Raw genomic sequence first — 17,749 nt, 5'->3', positions numbered from 1 at the left:
GATGCTAAGGAATACGGACGTGTTTTATCCGTTAACGTGACATGGGTTGGCCGGCGCGCAACCACGCATTGATAAAGAGGTCGATGTCTCCATCAAGGACGGCGCTGACATTGCTGGTCTCGACGTCGGTGCGCAGGTCTTTGACCAGCTGGTAGGGCTGGAGGACGTAGGAGCGGATCTGGTTGCCCCAGGCGTTGTCGCCCTTGGCGGCGGACTCAGCGGCGTGCTCGGCGCGGCGTTTGTCATCCTCCAGCTGGAAGAGCCTGGATTTGAGGATGCGCATGGCGTTGGCCTTGTTCTTGTGCTGGGAGCGTTCGCTCTGGCAGGTGACGACGATGTTGGTCTCCAGGTGGGTGAGGCGGACGGCGCTGTCCGTCCGGTTGACGTGCTGGCCGCCGGCGCCGGAGGCGCGGAAGGTGTCGATGCGTAGATCGGCATCGGTAACCACGATATTGATGTCGTCGTCGATTTCGGGGAGGACGTCCACGGAAGCGAAGGACGTGTGGCGGCGCTTGTTGGCGTCAAAGGGCGAGATGCGCACCAGGCGGTGCACGCCTTTTTCGGCCTTGAGGTAGCCGTAGGCGAATTCGCCCTGGACGGTGAGCGTGGCGTACTTGGTGCCGGCTTCTTCCCCGGGCTGGATATCGACGATTTCGTACTTGAAATTATGTTCGTCCAGCCAGTGGGTGTACATGCGGTAGAGCATGCCGCACCAGTCGCAGGACTCGGTGCCGCCGGCACCGGCATGCACCGTCAGGATGGCGTTGTTGGCGTCGAGCTTGCCAGAGAGGAAGCTGACCAGTTCCAGGCGGTCCAGTTCCTTGCTCAGGTCAGGCCAGGCCAATTCGGCTTCGCGATAGAACGCCGAGTCTTCGCCTTCGAGTTCGGCCAGTTCACACATGGCGGCAAAATCGCCGACACGGCTTTCCAATCCCCGGAAAGGAACGAGCACGTTTTTGATGGTTCTGACTTCGGCGACGGTCTCCTGGGCGCTTTCACGGCGGTCCCAGAAATCCGGACGGGTCATTTTCGCTTCGAGGAGGTCGAGTTTTTCGGTTTTGGTAGCGACGTCAAAGAAACCCCCTCAAGTGTTCGAGGCGCTCACGGGCCTCGTCCACTTTACGTTGCAGCTCTTCACGAGTCATGATGATAGTCCTTGGCTGAAAACAGGTTGAATGCGGCCTGGCGAAAAGTCGTAATATACACCCCTTTGGCGGCTACGGTCGCGCGTAGCGGCGCTTTTTGCGAAAAGCCGAGTAATCCCTCAGCCATTGATATTGGATGCACGACATGCCTCTCGCTGGCGCGGTGGGACGCGGCGTGCCTAGCCAATGTGGCGCCCTCCGGGCGCAATTCTATGTTGCTGTCATACCCCGGGTTGCGGCGCCCTCCGGGCGCCTCACCCGGGGTTACGCATGGTGCGGCCCTCCGGGCCGAACTTGGCCGATCAGGCGACTTGCTTTGTCCGGTTCGGGCCGAAAACCACCCTTATTCACTATTCTTGTTTTTGTGCCGTAGGCGCTCCCAAGAGTCCAAGAGATACTCAAGCAGTCCCTGGCGTCCAAGGCGTCATTCCCCACAGTCCCAAAAGTCCCCACAGTCCAATCCATGGGATCATGCCTCATGAGTCCGTGAGTCCTCGCCCCAGCGCACAGTCGCCAAAAAGTCCCCGGAGTCCAGGAAGTCCCCAATCAGTCCCAGGAGTCGAATCAGTCCCCAATCAGTCCCAAGCGTCGGGAGTCAATCCCCACGGTCCAATCCATGGGATCATGCCTCATGAGTCCGTGAGTCCTCGCCCCAGTGCGCCACCGCCAACTGGTCTCCACGGTCCCTGGCGTCCCTTGGACCGGCCAGTATCAATGAGTGAGGCATTACAAAGCCGATGCAGGTGCCGCGGCCTTTTTTTTCACGCGAAGGCTTTTGTTTCTCACGCGAAGGCGCGAAGAAGAGGGCGGACCTGTGTGTCCGCCCTTTGTTGGCGGCCTGTCTTGCCGCTGCGCGGCAATCCACGCCGCCGCTAGGAAGACGCGACAGTTCCGTGGCCGACGGCCTGCCGTGGTTTTGTTTTGCCTCACGCGAAGGCGAAACGCGACGCGGCGGCCGCGCTGAGTGCGTGGCCGCCGCGAGGAGGGGGCTGCAGATGCTGGTTTGGTTGTTCCGGAAACGACTTGGGAAAACGTGGTTCAGCGGGACTTTTTGGTTTGCGTCACTTATTATCCCAGGCATTTTTTTCGCTGCCGTAGGCGTGGCCGGCGGGAATCGGGCCAATGAAGTCATTGATGCCGCGGGTTTCGACGTGGCCGTCGATGTACTGCACATTGATGTTGCCGTTGTGGCGGCCGACGGGGCGGCGGGGATAATCGCCGGTGTTTTGTGTGTATCTATAGCCCGATGAGCTGGTCAGCTCACCCGGTGGCAACCATTGCCAGTCGGTGTTGTTGGTGGCGTAATAAAACCACTGGTCAGGTTGTAGGCCGACGACGTTCGGACAGATATTGGTGTCGACAAAATAAGCGGTGCCGGAGGGGGCTGGCACATGGGTGATTAGCGACGCGCTAAAGTCCCAGCCGCTGAGGTTGTTTTGGCAGCCGTAGCTGCCGGTGCCGGTAGTGGGCTTGATGGTCGTATTTGAGGGGCAGAAGCGCACGTTGTCGTCGCCGTAGTAGTTCTTGTTGAGCAGATCGTACCAGCGGCGGGTGCCAGTAGTACCGTTCCATTTTTGAGTCATGCCCATGGGGAAGCGTGCATCGCCGTCGTCGAGATACTGCAGGAGTCCCAACCCCATCTGTTTGAGGTTTGACGAGCAGCTGATGCTGCGGGCTTTTTCCCGCGCCTTGCTCAAAGCCGGCAAGAGCATGGCTGCCAGGATGGCGATGATGGCGATGACGACGAGCAGCTCAATCAAGGTGAAGGCGGTGATTCGTTTGAACATGACTGGCCCCTGCATTTCTTTGTACTTCTCTTTATACTTGTTGTGTAAATGCGCTTCGAAACCCTAAAAAATCTACGGATGACTCAATTATAGTAATATTTCCTCATAATTACAACAGGTGTCAGACTATTTCCATCGTGTTGGTTCGCTGAGCGTTGTGGGTTAGAAGTGAAGCGGCGGCCACGCTTGGTGCGCAGTCGCCACTGGGGAGGAATGCTGATGGTGGTCTGGGCGTTAAGTGAATGTCGTCTTAAGGGCGTTTCGGTAGCGCTGTATAACCTAGATCACTTGTTATCCCAGTGATTTTTTTCGTTGCCGTAGGCGTGGCCGATGGGGATGGGGCCGACAAAATCGGCGGCGATGCGGTTTTCGACGTGACCGTCTATGTACTGCACATTGATGGTGCCATTATGGCGGGCGACGGGTCGACGGAGGTAGTCGCCTGAGGTCTGGATGTAGTCATTGCCGTTTGAGTAGGTGAGGCGTCCCGGCGGCATCCACTGCCAGTCGGAGTTGCCGGTTACGTGCTGGTACCACTTGTCAGGGAGGAGGCCTACCACGGTGCTACTGCAGGAGTTGGTGTCGACGAAATAGACCGTGCCGCTTGGGGTGGGCACGTCGGCAATCAGCGATCTGGCGGAATCCCAGCCGCTGAGGTTGTTCTGGCATGCGTAGCTGCCGGTCCAGCCGCTTACCTTGTAGGTGTTTGATGGGCACTGGCGGACATTGTCATCGCCATAGTATTCCTTGGTGAGCAGTTGGAACCAGCGGCGGGAGACACTGGGTCCGGCGAAATTTGGCGCACAGCCGGGGGGGAAGCGGTTGTCGCTGCCGTCCAAGTACAAGGTGAGCCCCAAACCCAGCTGCTTGAGATTCGACGCGCAACTGATGCTGCGGGCTTTTTCCCGCGCCTTGCTCAAGGCCGGCAGCAGCATTGCCGCCAGGATGGCGATGATGGCGATGACTACCAGCAGTTCAATCAAGGTAAAGGCGGTGATTCGTTTTAACATTGGTTTTTCTCCTCATGTCAATGCCAAACTAGGCCAGGCTATTACAACGGAAAAGACAACGTTGCATAGATTATAGTAACGTTTCGAAATAAATGCAACATAATTTTTTTTATCTATTGATGTGACCAATGGCTTGGCAAAAACGTGCTGCAATAGTGGCAAGAGTTATCGTGTCGTTGGCCTATGTGTCGTTGGATGCCACCGTGCTGGTTAAGGATGCTGGGGTAAGTGGCTGACGTGATGGCAGGTGCTGAGGGCTGTCATTGGGGGGGGGCGAGCTCGTGATTGATTTTGGCCCCTGCCGAGCTTACTTTGACGCTTTTGGTCGCACAAGAAATATCTCTTCACTTTTTATCACTGGAGACAATACCATGTTCAAGACCTGCTGTGCTTGTGTTGTGTTGTTGAGTTTGACCTTGGGCGCGGCGGTGGAATTGCGGCCGGGCGAGATGGGGCCGCAGCTGCGGGCTGATGGCGTTGATTTGCTGGTGCTGAGCAGTCCGTGGGTGACCAACGCGGCATGGGAGGGCCTGTACCAGTATCCCGGGGATTGGCAGATGACGAACATGCTTTCCGAGGCGGATGGGACGACGTTGCGGGAGCATCGCGGCGAGCATGGCGTGGTGTTGCAGAAATGCACGCTGTCTGAAAATGCGGTGACGCTGCGTTACGAATTTGATTTTGCGGACATCGCTGACGCGCGGAATCTGCAGTGGGTATTGCAGTTGCGCCCGGAGCTGTATGACGGCATTATGGTTAGCGCCGAGACTGAGCAGAGTGTATCGCCGAGGTCGATTGAGCGGCTGAGCCTGGGCAAATTGCGGCAGGCGCGGCTGTATTTACCGACCATGGACCTCGTGGTGGAGGTCAGTAGCGCGGATGGCGAGTGGCGACTGTCGGATCAGCGCGATGCGGCCTGGGCGAAGTGCTATCGCTTGGAGTACAATCGGAAGTTCGTTGTTGACGACTCGCGCAAGACTTGGGTGGAAGTGACCTTGCGGACGCAACCCGTGGTCGACATGTTCGTGCCGTTGACTGCCGGTGCTGAGCAGGAGCTACGGGCGCTGCCATTCCGGCTTGGGGCGCCAGTAGACATCACGCCGGCGCGGCTGTCGACCATCGCGCTTTGGCATCGCGCTGAAGGCCCGGCAGATAAAGTTCTTGAACGGGGCACCCGCGTGGGCGCGATGACTGTGCAATACGCCGACCGCGAGGCGGAAACCGTGCCCATCTGCTGGGAAGAGCAGGTCAGCGCTGCCGGCGACGACCCGCGCGATTTGCCGGACGGGCTGCTGGCGCCCGGGCCCGATGGCCGCGCTGCGTGGCTGACCATGTGGCGCAATCCCTATCCGGAGTCGCCCGTGAAGGGCATTACTCTGCAACGCGAGCTGGTCGGCTGGCGTGCCTTGGCGGTGACGGGGATGGCTGCGGGCAAGGCTCCCGAGCGCCAGGAGGCCATTTTGGCGGCGTTGCGCCAGACGTCATCGCCGGGCGAGGCTTTTGAGCTGACGCTCAATGGCACCTGGGAATTCGATCCAGAGGGTGACAAGCCGGCGCAAGACGTGCCAGTGCCCATGGTTTTAGAGGAAGTCAAAGGCATGGGCGGCGTCCATGCCGGCACCTATCGGCGCAGTTTCGACGTTCCGGCGAGTTTCGCGGGGCAGCGGGTGCTGATCCATTTCGATGCGGTTGGCGATTACTGCGAAGTACGCGTGAATGGCCGCAGCGCGGGCTCGCAGCTGGTCGGGCCGCTGCCGGCGGCATTCGACATTACGGGACTGGTGACGGCGCCCTCCGAGAACAACAACCTGGAGGTGCTGATCAAGGACGATACGCATTTTGGTGTGCCGAAGCCCAGCAAGGATTGGCGCAACATTCGCCATTGGGTGCCGCGTGGCATTGGCACGAACGCCCGCAAGGGGCTGTTTCAGAGCGTGAGTCTGAGATCGCGGCCGCAGCTTCATATCGCCGATGTGCGCGTGCAGACGTCGGTTCGCGAACAGCGCCTGACGGTTATTTACGAGCTGTTCAATACACAGCGCGAAGACGCGACGGTCGTTCTCGGCGGCTATGTCCGGCCTTGGGACGGCGTTGTGAAGGCGCTGGAGCTGCCGGAGCAGGAGGTGCTCCTGCCTGGTCTCATGCTCACCCGTGCTGAAATCACAGTGCCGTGGACGGACGCGGTGTACTGGCAGCCCAATCAGCCGCAGCTCTACCAGCTGCGCAGCATTATCCGCAGTCCCGAGGGCCAACGCCTGCATTGGACCGACACCCGCTTCGGATTCCGCGAAGTGTGGTTTGAGGGCATTCATTTCTATCTCAATGGCATCCGCTGCAATTTGCGTGGCGAGAGCCCGAGCTACCATCATCCACGGCCACCGCTGGACACGCGTGAGGATTTCACGGCACACGTCAAGCGGGCATTGGCGGCGAATTTCAACGTCTTGCGTTTTCACGCCGTGCCGGCACCGCCGCACGTCTATGACGTCTGCGATGAACTGGGCATGATGGTGATCGACGAAAGCGGTATTTATGCGAGCTGGGGGATGATACTGCCCTCGCATCCCCGCTGGTTGCCCGAGTGCCGCGAGCACTTGGCGCGCTGGGTGCGCCGGGACCGCAATCATCCGTCAGTGCTGATCTGGTCGGCGTGCAACGAGGCGCTCAATTGCAAACAGCTGTCGCCCGCGCAGTTGGCCGAATTTGCCCGGGTGATTGACAGCCATGACGGCACCCGGCCGGTGATATTCGACGGCGACGGCTCGGCCTACGGCGCGGTGTTGGCCTGCAATAAGCACTACGTGCGCACCATTGCCGATCTGGAGGATCACGGCGGCAAGGCGTCGGGCTATGGCAACGACTTGCGTGACGACATCTACTGGGTGGCCGAGTACAAGCAGGAGGTGCCCATGGGCATCGGCGAATTCCTCTTCCCGGCCAATGACGCATTGCGTGCCCGCTCTCCAGAGTTGTATGCCTGCATGGGTCTGCAGACGCGTGGGTATCGCTACGCCGACTGGTTTGACATCCGGCCCTACAATCCCAACTACACGGGTGGCCTGCGCGAAGAGGGGCCGGCGGAGAAATTTGCTGCGGCGTGGGACATCATTGTGAAGTCTTTTGCGCCGGTGGCGGTTTTTGACAAGGCCTATGACGAGCTGGGCGCCTATCCAGCGCCGCCGGCGCTGGCAGTCGGCGCCGAAGAAGTCCGCACGCTGATTGTGTACAACGACTGTTTTAGCGACGAGCAGGTGACGGTGGCGTGGTCGGCGTTGCTGGCTGGCGAGAAGATCGCTGGAGGGGAGCTGCCTCTGCGCATTGAGCTCGGCTTTCACACGGAAGTGCCCATCAGCTTCACGCCGCCACGCGCCGGCGATCTTGAGCTGCGGCTGGTGTCGCGCAAAGGCGGCCAGGAGCAGTTCCGGGACAGCCGGCGTTTCGTCGTCAAAGCCGCGGAATAACGTGGCGACAGAAATGATGGGGCACGCCGCGAAACCATGCGTAGCCACGCATGGTTTCGCGGCGTGTGCTTATTTTGCGGGTTTGATGAAGACCTCGCCCCAGCCGTTTTCGTCTTTCCAGCAGCTGGGTGAGAAGCCCTGCCAGTAGAGGGCGTGGTCGCGGTTGCCGCCGTCGTCGTCGTCCTGGACGCCGATGGTGAAACCGATGCGGCTGTCCGGGCCGGCGATGCCGCCCATGACGCGCCAGGTCAGGCGGTACTCGTAGGTGAGGACGACCGAGCCATCGGCCTGCGGGTGGATGGCGGTGGCGCCTTGCCAGTGATCGGGCTTGCCGAAGCTGTCGGGCCAGCCGGTGCAGTTGCTGGTGGCGGCGCCATTGGCGACCAAGGAAAATTCGCCGCCGCTGGAGTATTCGGCGCGGTCGGCGCTACGGGCGTGCGGGGCGCGATTGAGATTGCCGTCGATGAAGACCTCGATGGCGTCGTCCATCCAGGCCTTGGCGTGGGTTTCGCCGGCGGCGGTGTCGTCGAGCTGGAGCACGTCGTCGACGACGCGTACGGCGACGTACAGCGCGTCGTTGTCATGACAGAGCGCGAAGCGGTAGCTGAGGTCTTTTGGGCAGTCGGTGGATTGGGATTCGCCATCGAAGACGCCCGTTTGCGGCGTGACGTCGATAAAGGGAACGCCTTCCCAGTCGGCGAGATCGCCGTCGAGGGTGATGGGGCGGTACTCGGCGATGATGAGTGGCCGTGGCGTGCTATCGGGGAAGGGCACGCTCGCAAAGCGCTGGCGGGACGTGCTTGCGCAGGACGCCAGCAGCAGAGCGCCGGCGGACGCGGCGACGGCGGCAAGGAGGCGTAAAGAGGGACGGTGTGTCATGGTGGGGGCCTGTCGGTATGTTGGGTAGGGTGTGGATCAAGGCGGGATAGGTCAGCGGGGAATGTATTGCCGGCCGGCGCTGCTGACAAATCGCCCGGTTGCCGGTGGAGTGCCCGCTGTTCGGCTGGGGAACGTTTGCGGGTGGCTGTTCGGATGTCCTGTGAGCTGCTTGGCCCATGCGACGGTGCGGGCGAGACGCCCGCACCACGGCCGCGAGAAACGCCCGCACCACGGCCGCGAGAGACGCCCGCACCACGGTCGGGAAACGTTTGACTCGTGCTGCTCTGATGTCGTGCAAGGAGCTGACCTCAGGCGACGGTGCGGGCGAGACGCCCGCACCACGGTCGGGAAAGGGGCGTGTGAAGGTTCCACAAAGGGTCTTTGTGCCTTGCATGGGGCGGCGGCCGGCTGTATTGTCAGCGGTGTATTGTATTTGGTGCGGTTTGGATGTTGTTACAGATGCCGGCAGCACCTTGTTGTTCCCCCCGGGTGACGAAAGCGAAAAGGAGAAACGACGATGCGAGAACGGCTGTTGATGTGTGTGCTGATGACGGTTATGGCTTGTTGTCAGGCGCAGGACGCCATGGATCGTGGGGTGATTTTTCACGCGACCTTCGATGACGGTGTTGAGGCGACGTCTGCCGCCGGTGCGCGTGCGCCGTTGCGGGCCAATGGCTATGAGCTGGTGCCGGGGCTAGGTGGCCAGGCGGTGAAAGTGCCGGCTGGCGGGGTGCTGTCCTACGACACGGCGGGCAATCTCGACCTGAGCAAAGGCACGCTTAGCTTCTGGCTGCAACGGCCGGTGTTGTCGGCGGAGCGTCTGGAGGAATTGCGCAGCAAATGGAGTGCGCGGCAGCTCTTTGGCTTGTTTTTGCAGCGCGGCGGCGGCATCAATGTGCGCGTGGGTTTTGCGGACACGCTGGTGGTTGAGCAGAGTGGCCAGAAGTTGTCGAGTGGAATTTATGGCAGTTGGCGTGCTGGCACTTGGCATCATGTGGCGGTGACTTGGGACTGCCAGAACGTCACGTCGTTGTATATGGACGGACAGTTTCTGCCGCAGGGCGGCGAGACCTTCGGCGGCATGCCCATGCGCTTGCCATTCGAGCCGGAGAGCCCCACCGAGATGTTCATTGGCTGTCTCGGCGAGAGTCGGCAGTCGGATATCGCCATGGACGAGATCAGAATCTACAACCGGGTGCTGTCGGCGGAAGAGATTGCCGCTACGGTGAAGGCCTACTGGCCCTTGCACGTGCTGGTGTTGCCGCAGGTGCTGATGCCCGGTAGCAATCGTCTACAGGCGACGGTGACCAACATGGGGCGAGAGGATCTCGCGGCAAAGCAATTGACCTGGGAGCTGCGGGACGCCGCCGGGACAATCTTGCGCCAGGGTGCCCACGACGCTCCGGCCATGCCGCACGGTGCCGAGACGGCCTTTGCCATCGATTTCACGCCGCCGGCGTCAGGTGAATACAGCCTGAGCATCCGCAGCGGCGATGATGCGCGTTTCGACAATCGCCTGCCGCTGTATTTGCCGACGCCAGCGCCTGCGCGGGTGATCGCGCCGGAACCGCAGCCGCAGCTGGAGCGGGTGGACTACATCGACTGCAGCCAGGAGCTGCCGCCGGGGCGCTTTATGGCGCGTGGCGAATCGCGGCTGGTTGACAGTCCGCTGGGGCGCTATCGCGAGGCGTCCTTGGAGAAGTGGTCGCGGCTGGTGTACACGGTCAACGTCAAAGCCGTACAGGAGCCGCATTTGGTGACGGTGCGCTATCCCGATGACCGCGCGCGGTGTGTCTTCGTGCAGGTGCGCAACGAGAAGAAGAAGACGGGCTTTACGTTGCAGGCCGGCTGGTCCGTGGGCAACGAATTTCCCAACACGCATCAGGTGCAGACGGCGCGATATCTGTGGTGGCCGATGGAAGAACGCAACGCGTTGATGTTCTGTAGCTGGTTTGCGGACCAGCCGGCGGCCGTGCTGGACATCACGGTCGAGCGCATTGTCGGCGGCAATGCCGGCGTACCGGCCTTGCGGGTGAATGAGCCGGCGGGTGAGCCCGGGCGGATGATGGCCATTGAGTGGGAAGACGCGTCCTTGGCCAGCAATTTCGGCTTTGACCGTGTGCCGGAGTTCACGCTCGCGCGTTTTGAAAACCTTACTGATCGGCTGATTGCCTACATGGGCTTTGCCGGCATGGACACCCTGGTGTATCCGGCGACCTTTTACTTCGGGCCGATGTGCCGGCATCCCAAAACAACGGGCCTGGGCAATCGCCTGGAGCAGCATCCCGAGGGCTGGTTGGAGTTGCTGATGGACCGCTTTGCCGGAGCCGGTTTGACATGCTATCCCGCGCTCAATTTTCATTCGACGCCGACGCTGGTTGCCGAGAACTGCGACGACCCGTTGGCGATTGCGGCGGGGCAGGATACCTATTTCCAGGTTCCCTATGACGGCGTGATACCGCGCTATAGTCGTGGCGACAGCACCCTCAATCCCCTGCATCCGCGGGTTCAGCAGCAGACCTTGGAGATTATCGAGGGCATAGTGGCGCGTTGCGAGACGCGTTCGTCCTACGCCGGCATTCAGCTGTGCTTTTGGCCGCACCGGCAGATCCCCTTCTGTTTCATCAGCGCCCGTCATGGCTATGGTGACACGACCATCCGGCAGTTCACGCAGGACACCGGCATTGCCGTGCCGGGAGCCGACAATGATCCGGAGCGTTTCTACAAACGCTACCGCTTTCTGTTGAGCGAGCACCGCGATGCGTGGCTGGACTGGCGCTGTCAGAAGATCGCCGACTATGTTCGGCAAATTGCGGCGCTGGCGCGGCGGACGAATCCGGACGCGCAGGTGCTCATACCGCTTTTGCAGGAAGCCTGGCCGTCGCCCAACGAATTTCCCTTCTACCGCAAGCTGCTGCATGGCCGCAGTACGGTCGAGGAGGAGTGGCGTGAACGCGGTGTGGACCTGAGGCTATTGGCGTCGATTCCGGGCGTGCTGCTCAAACGGCAGACGCGGGATGCCATGCGGCGCTACTGGGACCGCCCGGAAGCCCGCACGTCGCGCGACAACGCATCGAGTTGGGACAACGCGCGGCCCTTCCGGGAGATTCCTTCGGGCGCCTATCCCTTCAATCACTACTACGAGCACAGCTGGGAGAAGGTGCCGGTTGATGGCGCTTGGTGGGAGGACGGCTGGTCGGCCGGCACCGCCAATGGCGGCGGCCGCTATTACCTCGAACGCTCGGCGTGGTCGCTGTTTTTGCAGGACGCGCAGGCGCTGAGTCGCGGCGCCTGCTCAGTGGAAGCGCAGGCCAGCATCTGGGAATCGCGCGAATTCGGTCGCGCTTATCGGACTTTGCCAGCGCGGCCCTTCACGAGCTGGACGGCGACGCCGACCGAGCCCGCCGCCGTGCGCGAATACGCCGGCAAGGACGGCCATTACGTCTATGCCGTCAACGCGATGTACTGCCCGCTGGCTGTCAGCCTGACGCTGAAGGGCGCCACGTCGGTGCTTGACCTGGTGACGGGCGAGAGCATTGCCGCGGCGGATGGCGTCCTGCGCCTGGAACTGCGGCCCTACGAGTTGCGGACTTTCCGGGCGGCCCACGGCGCGGCGCTGACAGCCGTCGAGGTGGACGTACCGGCAGACGTTTTGGCGGGGCTCAGTGCGGGGCTGGCCAAGCTGCGCGAGGACAACGCATCCAATCAAGCCGGCTGGCTGGAGGAAAGCCGCCAGGCGCATCAGCAGCTGATTGCTGACATTGATGGCCATCTGCAGGCCAGGCGTTACTACCAGGCGTGGCGATTGCTGGAAAGCGAGCGGGCCACGCGCGTAGCGCAGCCGGCCAGCGCCGCGCCGGAGCACGCGCTGGTGCTGCCAGCGGCGACACAGGAGCCAGCGGCGGGCGCGGTGGTTGCCAGGCTTAATTTTGATGACCAGGACGGCGCGGCAGACTTGGCGTCGCGGGGCTTCAGTATGAACGAGCGTGGCAGCGAGCTCTTTGTGCTGCGAGAAGGCGTTGGTCGCGGAGGGTCGCGTTGCCTAGCCTTGGCGGCGGGCAACAAGGACTACGTGTCGTTGGCGACGGAGTTGACGCCAGCGCTGGCGCCCGGTTACGATTTCGTGCTGCGTTTTTGGCTGCGGGCGGACGCGCCGCGGGTCGCGCCATTCATGCTGCGCTTGGAACATGGTAGCGGCGCGCATTGGAACTACCGCCTGAATCCGACCTTGAGTACGGAGTGGCAGCAGCTGCAGGTGGTCATCACGGTCCCGCCATGGTTGCCCGGCGAGCCCGTGCCGGAAAATAACGCGCTGCGTTTGATCTTGCGCAGTAACAGCTACAAAGGCGTGATCTTCCCAACGACTTTCCTGCTCGACGACTTGGAACTGCAGGCGCTGGGACCACAACTGGACGACTGATCCGACGGATCGGACGGATCCGACGGATCTGACTGATCGTCGTCTGATCGGTCTGATCGGTCCGATCGGTCCGATCGGTCTGATCGGTCCGCGAAAAAGAAATAAAACAGGAAAGCAAGGCGACATGAAAGCATTCACGGGCTTTGAGCATGGCATGGGTATTGGCGGCTGGCTGACCAACTACAAGCGCTTCAATGTGTTGCCGGACAAATGGCGCGGGCCGCTGTCGCCGGGTGATTTCGAGCATTTTGAGACCTACATTGGCGAAGATGACGTGCGCAACATCGCGTCCTTCGGCATGGACCACATACGCCTGGGCTTCGACCAGATTGTGTTGGAAGAACAGCCCGGCAGCTATCGCGAGCGGACCTTTGCGCTCATTGACGCCTTTGTTGAGTGGTGCGAGCGCGCAGGCGTGAATGTGGTGCTCAATCTGCACAAGGCCGTCGGCAATTACTGCGATATTCAGGAGCCGGTGCAGCTTCTGGACGACCAGGGCCTGCAGGATCGCTTCATTGCGTTGTGGCTCGAATTTGAACGGCGCTACCATCACAAGCCGGCGGTGGCGTTCGAGTTGCTCAACGAAGTGCGCAATGTCAATCCCGAGCAGTGGAACGACCTCGCCGGGCGGGCGGTGGCGGCGTTGCGCGCAGCGAATCCAACGCGTAAGATCGTCATTGGCAGCACCTGCTGGAACAGCGCGGACACGCTCAAGCACCTGCGGCTCTATGACGACGATGCGATCATCTATACCTTCCACACTTACGCGCCCTTTGCCTTCACGCATCAGCAGGGCGTGCTCCAGGCGGGGCCGCTGTATTACAATCGCAAGATGGCCTATCCGTCCGCCATCGAGCCGTACCGGGATTTCGAACGCTTTGTCAATGGCAATGACAAAGCCTACCCGGGCGTGGAACGTATGGACAAGGCGTGGATGCGGGGCAGTCTACAGCCGGCATTCGACTTTGCGGCCGCGCATCCGGACAAGATACTCTGGTGCGGCGAGTTCGGCACCATTCGCCATTGCCGTACGGCGTACCGCGAAAACTGGATGGGCGACGTTATTTCGCTACTCAAGGAGCACGACATCCCCTACTGCGTGTGGAATTACCTCAGCACGCCCAATGACGGCAACCGCTTCAGCCTCGTTGATGACGACCGGCGGCAAATCCTGTCACCACGGCTGTTGGATATCATCCAGGGGAAAGGCCCATAAAGGGGACGGTGCAGGCTTGCGAAAGAAAGCACAGGGCGCACAGGGCGCACAGGCGCAACCATTGGGGCGTTTCCTCCACATCCTGGCACCCTGAAGGGGGACGCCAGTGCAAGCCAGAAAGGTGGGTTCCATTGCCCATTCGGCCCCAGTCAGCTGCGCCGACTGGAGCCGAATGGGCCGAGGAACACGGCCATAAAGGGTGGGTTCCCCAGGGCGGCGCGCGCTTTCAGCGCCGCTTGCCCTGGGCTGGTATGTTTCGCGCCTTCAGCGCTTCTGCCGCTTTGCGGCGAGGTGCATGCCGGCCGGTGGCGAGGTACGAAAGAACGTATTTCCGGCCATCGTGGTTGGCAGAATCGCGGCCATGTATCGTGGCAGGCAACACACCGGGTCCACCGGGTCCACCGGGTCCACCGGGTCCACCGGGTCCACCGGGTCCACCGGGTCCACCGGGTCCACCGGGTCCACCGGGTCCACCGGGTCCACCGGGTCCACCGGGTCTTGGGCCTGCGCCAGGTTCTGCCGCCCGCGCGGCATTGTCGTGCGGGCGGATGTTTGGGTTATTTGGCGAGATTGGCGATTTCGTCGGCGCTAAGGACGCGTCTATAGACGCTGACGTCATCGAGCAGCCCTTGGAAAGCATAGCGGTCTGCGTTGGTGCTATAGCCGCCGACAACGAATTCGCCGCCGGGGCGGATGAAACCCTGTCGTTCGCGGGTTGCGACTTCCTTGCCATTGATGTAGAGGCGCATGGTCTGGTTGTCGAAGGTGGCGGCGACGTGCGTCCACTGGCCGACGGGGAGGGGCTGCGGGTCGTGCAGGCTGTGGCTCCAGGGTTCGCGGGGAATCTGCCAGGCAATCTTGCCGCTGCCGAGGCCGATGCGGTAGCCGTGGGTGGTGCCGGCGGTATTGATCATCCAGCGGTTGCCTTGGTCGGGTTCGGAGGGATTGCACCACAGGGCGATGCTGATGCCGCCGGGGTGGAAGAATGCCTGTGGCGCTTCGAAGCTGGCGCCGCCGGTGCCGCAGAGCAACGCCTGGCCTTTGCGGCCGGGGGCGAGGCTGACGCCGTCGGCTTTGAGATCGCAGCCATTGATGGATGAGTCGGGGAAGACACCATTGTCTTCGCTGTCGAACTCCCAGTGGGCGATGAGGTCGCCACGGATGCGCAGGGGCTGCCATGGCATGCGCTTGCCGTAGCTGGCGCGGACGGCTTCATAGCGCCGTTGTGGCGGGTCCATGCCGAGGTCCTCGGGGATGACGTCGGTGATGCTTTCGTCGGCCCAGCTGTCGCAGAAGACCTTCTTGATAGCGTTGACGAAACTGAAGCCGGTGCCGGTAGTGGGTTCGATGTAATGGCCTTCGCCGAATTCGGTCCAGTTGTCGAAGACGACCATTTTGCTGTCCCAGCGGCCGGCGGGCTTGGCGTCGACGAGTTCCTTGGCATCGCGGCAGGCGGCTGCAAAATTGTCGGCTTGTGGGTTGGCGATATAGAGTCCTTTGCCGCGTTTGATGCGGCCCCAGGCGCGGTCATCGCGGCCCATGACGACGTTTGGGATGTCGGGCAGGTCGCCGGTGGTGGCATCGCGGTCAATCCAAGTCTGCTTATAGCGGCTGAGGACTTCGGCGTGGTCCTTGTAGGCGAGGCCGGCGGGGTCGTAGCCGGCGATGGGCACGCCGGATGGCTGGAGGTTGTAGCCGGTGAGGGCGTCCCAGCCACTTTCGGCGATGAGCTTGCCGTGGGCCTGGTTGGCGGTGGGCATGCAGGCGATGATGCGCAGGCCGGTGAAGCCGTGCTGCCGGCACTGCTCGCGCATTTTGTCAAAAGCGATTTTGGTTTTTTCGGTGCCGCCGAGTTGTTCGATCAGTGGCTTGGGCTGCCAGACGAAGAGCACGGGCTGGTTGTCGATTTTGAGGTAAGATGGGTGGGTGAAGTAGTTTTTGATCCAGAAGGGCAGGACATTGTCGAGCAGGTCGGCCTCGTCCTTGACGCCTTTGGCGCAGCCATTTTCCCACATGATGGTGAAATTGAACATATCCCGGTATTTGGCGTTGAAGAGACCTTCGTGGATAGCATGGCCGAGGCTATGGGTGATTTCTGGTTCGTAGGTGGCGCGGTACCAGCAGTAGATAAAGCCGTTGATGCCGTGTTCGAGGGCGTATTTGATATGCCAGTCGGCGACCTCGGGGGTGCCTTCGTCGTACCAGCCGATGGCCGGTCGGCGTTCTGGATAGGGCTCGATGCGTTTCCAGCCGTAGTGGGTGCCTTCCTTCCAGAGGGCGCAGTAGTGCATGAGATTGATATAGTCGGTCTTGGCGGGGATGGGCGTAGGCACGTAGTCCTGTGGTGGCAGGTCGGGCATGGGCTCGACGAGCAGAGTGATGTCCTGGCTGCTGCTGGCCTTGTTGGTTTTGGCGGTAAGCGTGGCGGTGTAGCTGCCGGGTTTCTTGGCGACGAAGTGCCAGGTGGCCATGTCAAAGTCGTCCATGCCCAGATAGGGTATGGTCTGTTTGGCCTTGCCGATGAGTTTGATGCCGCGGGGAACACGCAGGGTGACCGCAATATCTTCGGCTTCGCCGCCGACATTCTGCAGGCCGAGGACGACGCTTTCTTGGCGTCCCGGGCGGAGTTTGGCGCGGCCAGGAACCAGGCTGCGGATATATAGCGACGGGCTACCGATGGGCCGGTCGGCAAGCGTCGCCTGCGTGAGAACGACTGGGTTGGGATCGGCAAAGGACAGCGCCAGGCGGCGGATGCTGCCCGTCCATGCCTGTGATTGAATGCCCGTGATAATGGTCGGCGTGCCGGGACTGGCCACTTCAAAGCTGATGGTGCCGCGGCCGGCGTCGCTGATGAAGTCCAGATAGCCGATTTGGCCGGCGACGGCTTCGGTGAAATCCAGGCAGAGGTAGGGCATGGCGGCAATGGGGACGTTCAGCGACGGGCTGACCAGCATGGCGCCGGGTGACGACGGCTGGCAGCTGACGCGATCCCGGTGGAAGCTGGCGTTCATGCCGTTTTTGGCCTGCCAGGGGTTCCAGAGCTTGTCCCCGCCGATGGCGAGGGTGTTCGAGTCGTGGTCCTTGCCCCAGGTCCAGGGCAGCAGGATGTCCCAGCGGCTGCCGGCGCTGAACGGCGTGTCGTCATCCTGCTCGACGCTGCTGCTGAGGACGTCCAGGCGTTCGATGGCGGGATTGCGGATGGCGATGGCGTCGATGACGCCGGCGACGGGGCCGATGACGAGCGGGTTATCCGTCGTGGTATAGGTTCCCAGACGGTTGCCGTGGAATGACTCGCCGTTGACGGTCATGTTGAGAGCCTGGCCCGTCCAGCCGACGCGGACGTCGTACCAGGTCTGCGCTTTGATGACTGGACCGCGGACGCGCGTTTCCCAGCTGCCGCCGAGATTGACAAAGAAAGAGAGATTGCCGCCTTCTTTTTCCCAATCGACGCGGAGGAGGTATTCGCCGTCCTTGATGGCGAGAGTTTGCACGCCTTGGCGGAGTTCATGCAGGTAGAATTGGCAGGCGATTTCGATGCCGGGCTGGATTTGCAGTTCGGGTACGCTGGACCAGCTGAGCTCCGTGTTGGGGGCCAGGCCGGTGGCGCCGTCCTGTTGAGCGAAGGCCGGCGTGCCGGAGAGCAGCGTGGTGGCGCTGCCCTTGGGCGTGGCGGATTGGTTGAAGTCCCAGATGACGGCGGCACCGGCGAGGTGCAGGCAGGACAGCGCGGTCAGCAGGGTGGTGGTCAGTTGACTAACTAGTCGCATGGGTGCTCCTTTTCTAGGGCTGGAGAGGTCAGCTCGGAGGCGTGGATTGATAAACAGGCGGCGA

Annotated in this window: 9 protein-coding genes; 3 read left to right on the top strand and 6 right to left on the bottom strand. The window is 61.7% G+C overall.

The features are described from left to right. Positions 1–31: 31 nt before the first annotated feature. The 3 genes from prfB to J3R75_RS01465 form a co-directional block, all read right to left on the bottom strand. A protein-coding gene (gene prfB, locus J3R75_RS01475; RefSeq protein ID WP_370882355.1) for a peptide chain release factor 2 occupies positions 32–1,145 on the bottom strand; the annotation gives its coding sequence in 2 pieces (ribosomal slippage) (positions 32–1,072 and positions 1,074–1,145; 1,113 coding nt in all). A gap of 1,061 nt (positions 1,146–2,206) precedes the next feature. Then, positions 2,207–2,932 carry a DUF1559 family PulG-like putative transporter gene (locus J3R75_RS01470; protein WP_307259480.1) on the bottom strand — a complete coding sequence of 242 codons (726 nt, stop codon included), beginning with the start codon at positions 2,930–2,932 and terminating at the stop codon, positions 2,207–2,209. Between the two features lie 284 nt (positions 2,933–3,216). Further along, a complete protein-coding gene (locus tag J3R75_RS01465) occupies positions 3,217–3,942 on the bottom strand; it encodes a DUF1559 family PulG-like putative transporter (protein ID WP_307259478.1) in 726 nt (241 codons plus the stop codon). 371 nt (positions 3,943–4,313) lie between these two features. Between J3R75_RS01465 and J3R75_RS01460 the strand changes: the two genes are divergently transcribed. After that, positions 4,314–7,403, top strand: coding sequence for a glycoside hydrolase family 2 protein (locus J3R75_RS01460; RefSeq protein WP_307259476.1), 3,090 nt, complete (start codon positions 4,314–4,316; stop codon positions 7,401–7,403). Positions 7,404–7,472: 69 nt separating this feature from the next. On the opposite strand, the gene J3R75_RS01455 is transcribed toward J3R75_RS01460, so the two are convergent. After that, on the bottom strand, positions 7,473–8,282 hold the full coding sequence (locus J3R75_RS01455) for a sugar-binding protein (protein WP_307259474.1): 810 nt from the start codon (positions 8,280–8,282) through the stop codon (positions 7,473–7,475). Between the two features lie 517 nt (positions 8,283–8,799). Here J3R75_RS01455 and J3R75_RS01450 point away from each other — a divergent pair. After that, positions 8,800–12,702 (top strand): LamG-like jellyroll fold domain-containing protein, encoded by a 3,903-nt coding sequence (locus J3R75_RS01450; protein ID WP_307259472.1) that lies wholly within the window; start codon positions 8,800–8,802, stop codon positions 12,700–12,702. Positions 12,703–12,826: 124 nt separating this feature from the next. Then, positions 12,827–13,918, top strand: coding sequence for a glycoside hydrolase family 5 protein (locus J3R75_RS01445; protein WP_307259470.1), 1,092 nt, complete (start codon positions 12,827–12,829; stop codon positions 13,916–13,918). Positions 13,919–14,182: 264 nt separating this feature from the next. Here J3R75_RS01445 and J3R75_RS01440 read toward each other — a convergent pair whose 3' ends face one another. Then, on the bottom strand, positions 14,183–14,410 hold the full coding sequence (locus J3R75_RS01440; protein WP_307259468.1) for a hypothetical protein: 228 nt from the start codon (positions 14,408–14,410) through the stop codon (positions 14,183–14,185). A 65-nt stretch (positions 14,411–14,475) separates the two neighbouring features. Then, positions 14,476–17,685, bottom strand: a complete 3,210-nt coding sequence (locus J3R75_RS01435; RefSeq protein ID WP_307259466.1) for a LamG-like jellyroll fold domain-containing protein — start codon at positions 17,683–17,685, stop codon at positions 14,476–14,478. Positions 17,686–17,749: the final 64 nt, after the last annotated feature.

This window comes from Oligosphaera ethanolica (genome assembly GCF_030814695.1).
Classification (GTDB): domain Bacteria; phylum Verrucomicrobiota; class Lentisphaeria; order Oligosphaerales; family Oligosphaeraceae; genus Oligosphaera; species Oligosphaera ethanolica.
The sequence above is the reverse complement of the archived record's forward strand: the minus strand, read 5'-3'. Positions and strand labels throughout refer to the sequence as shown.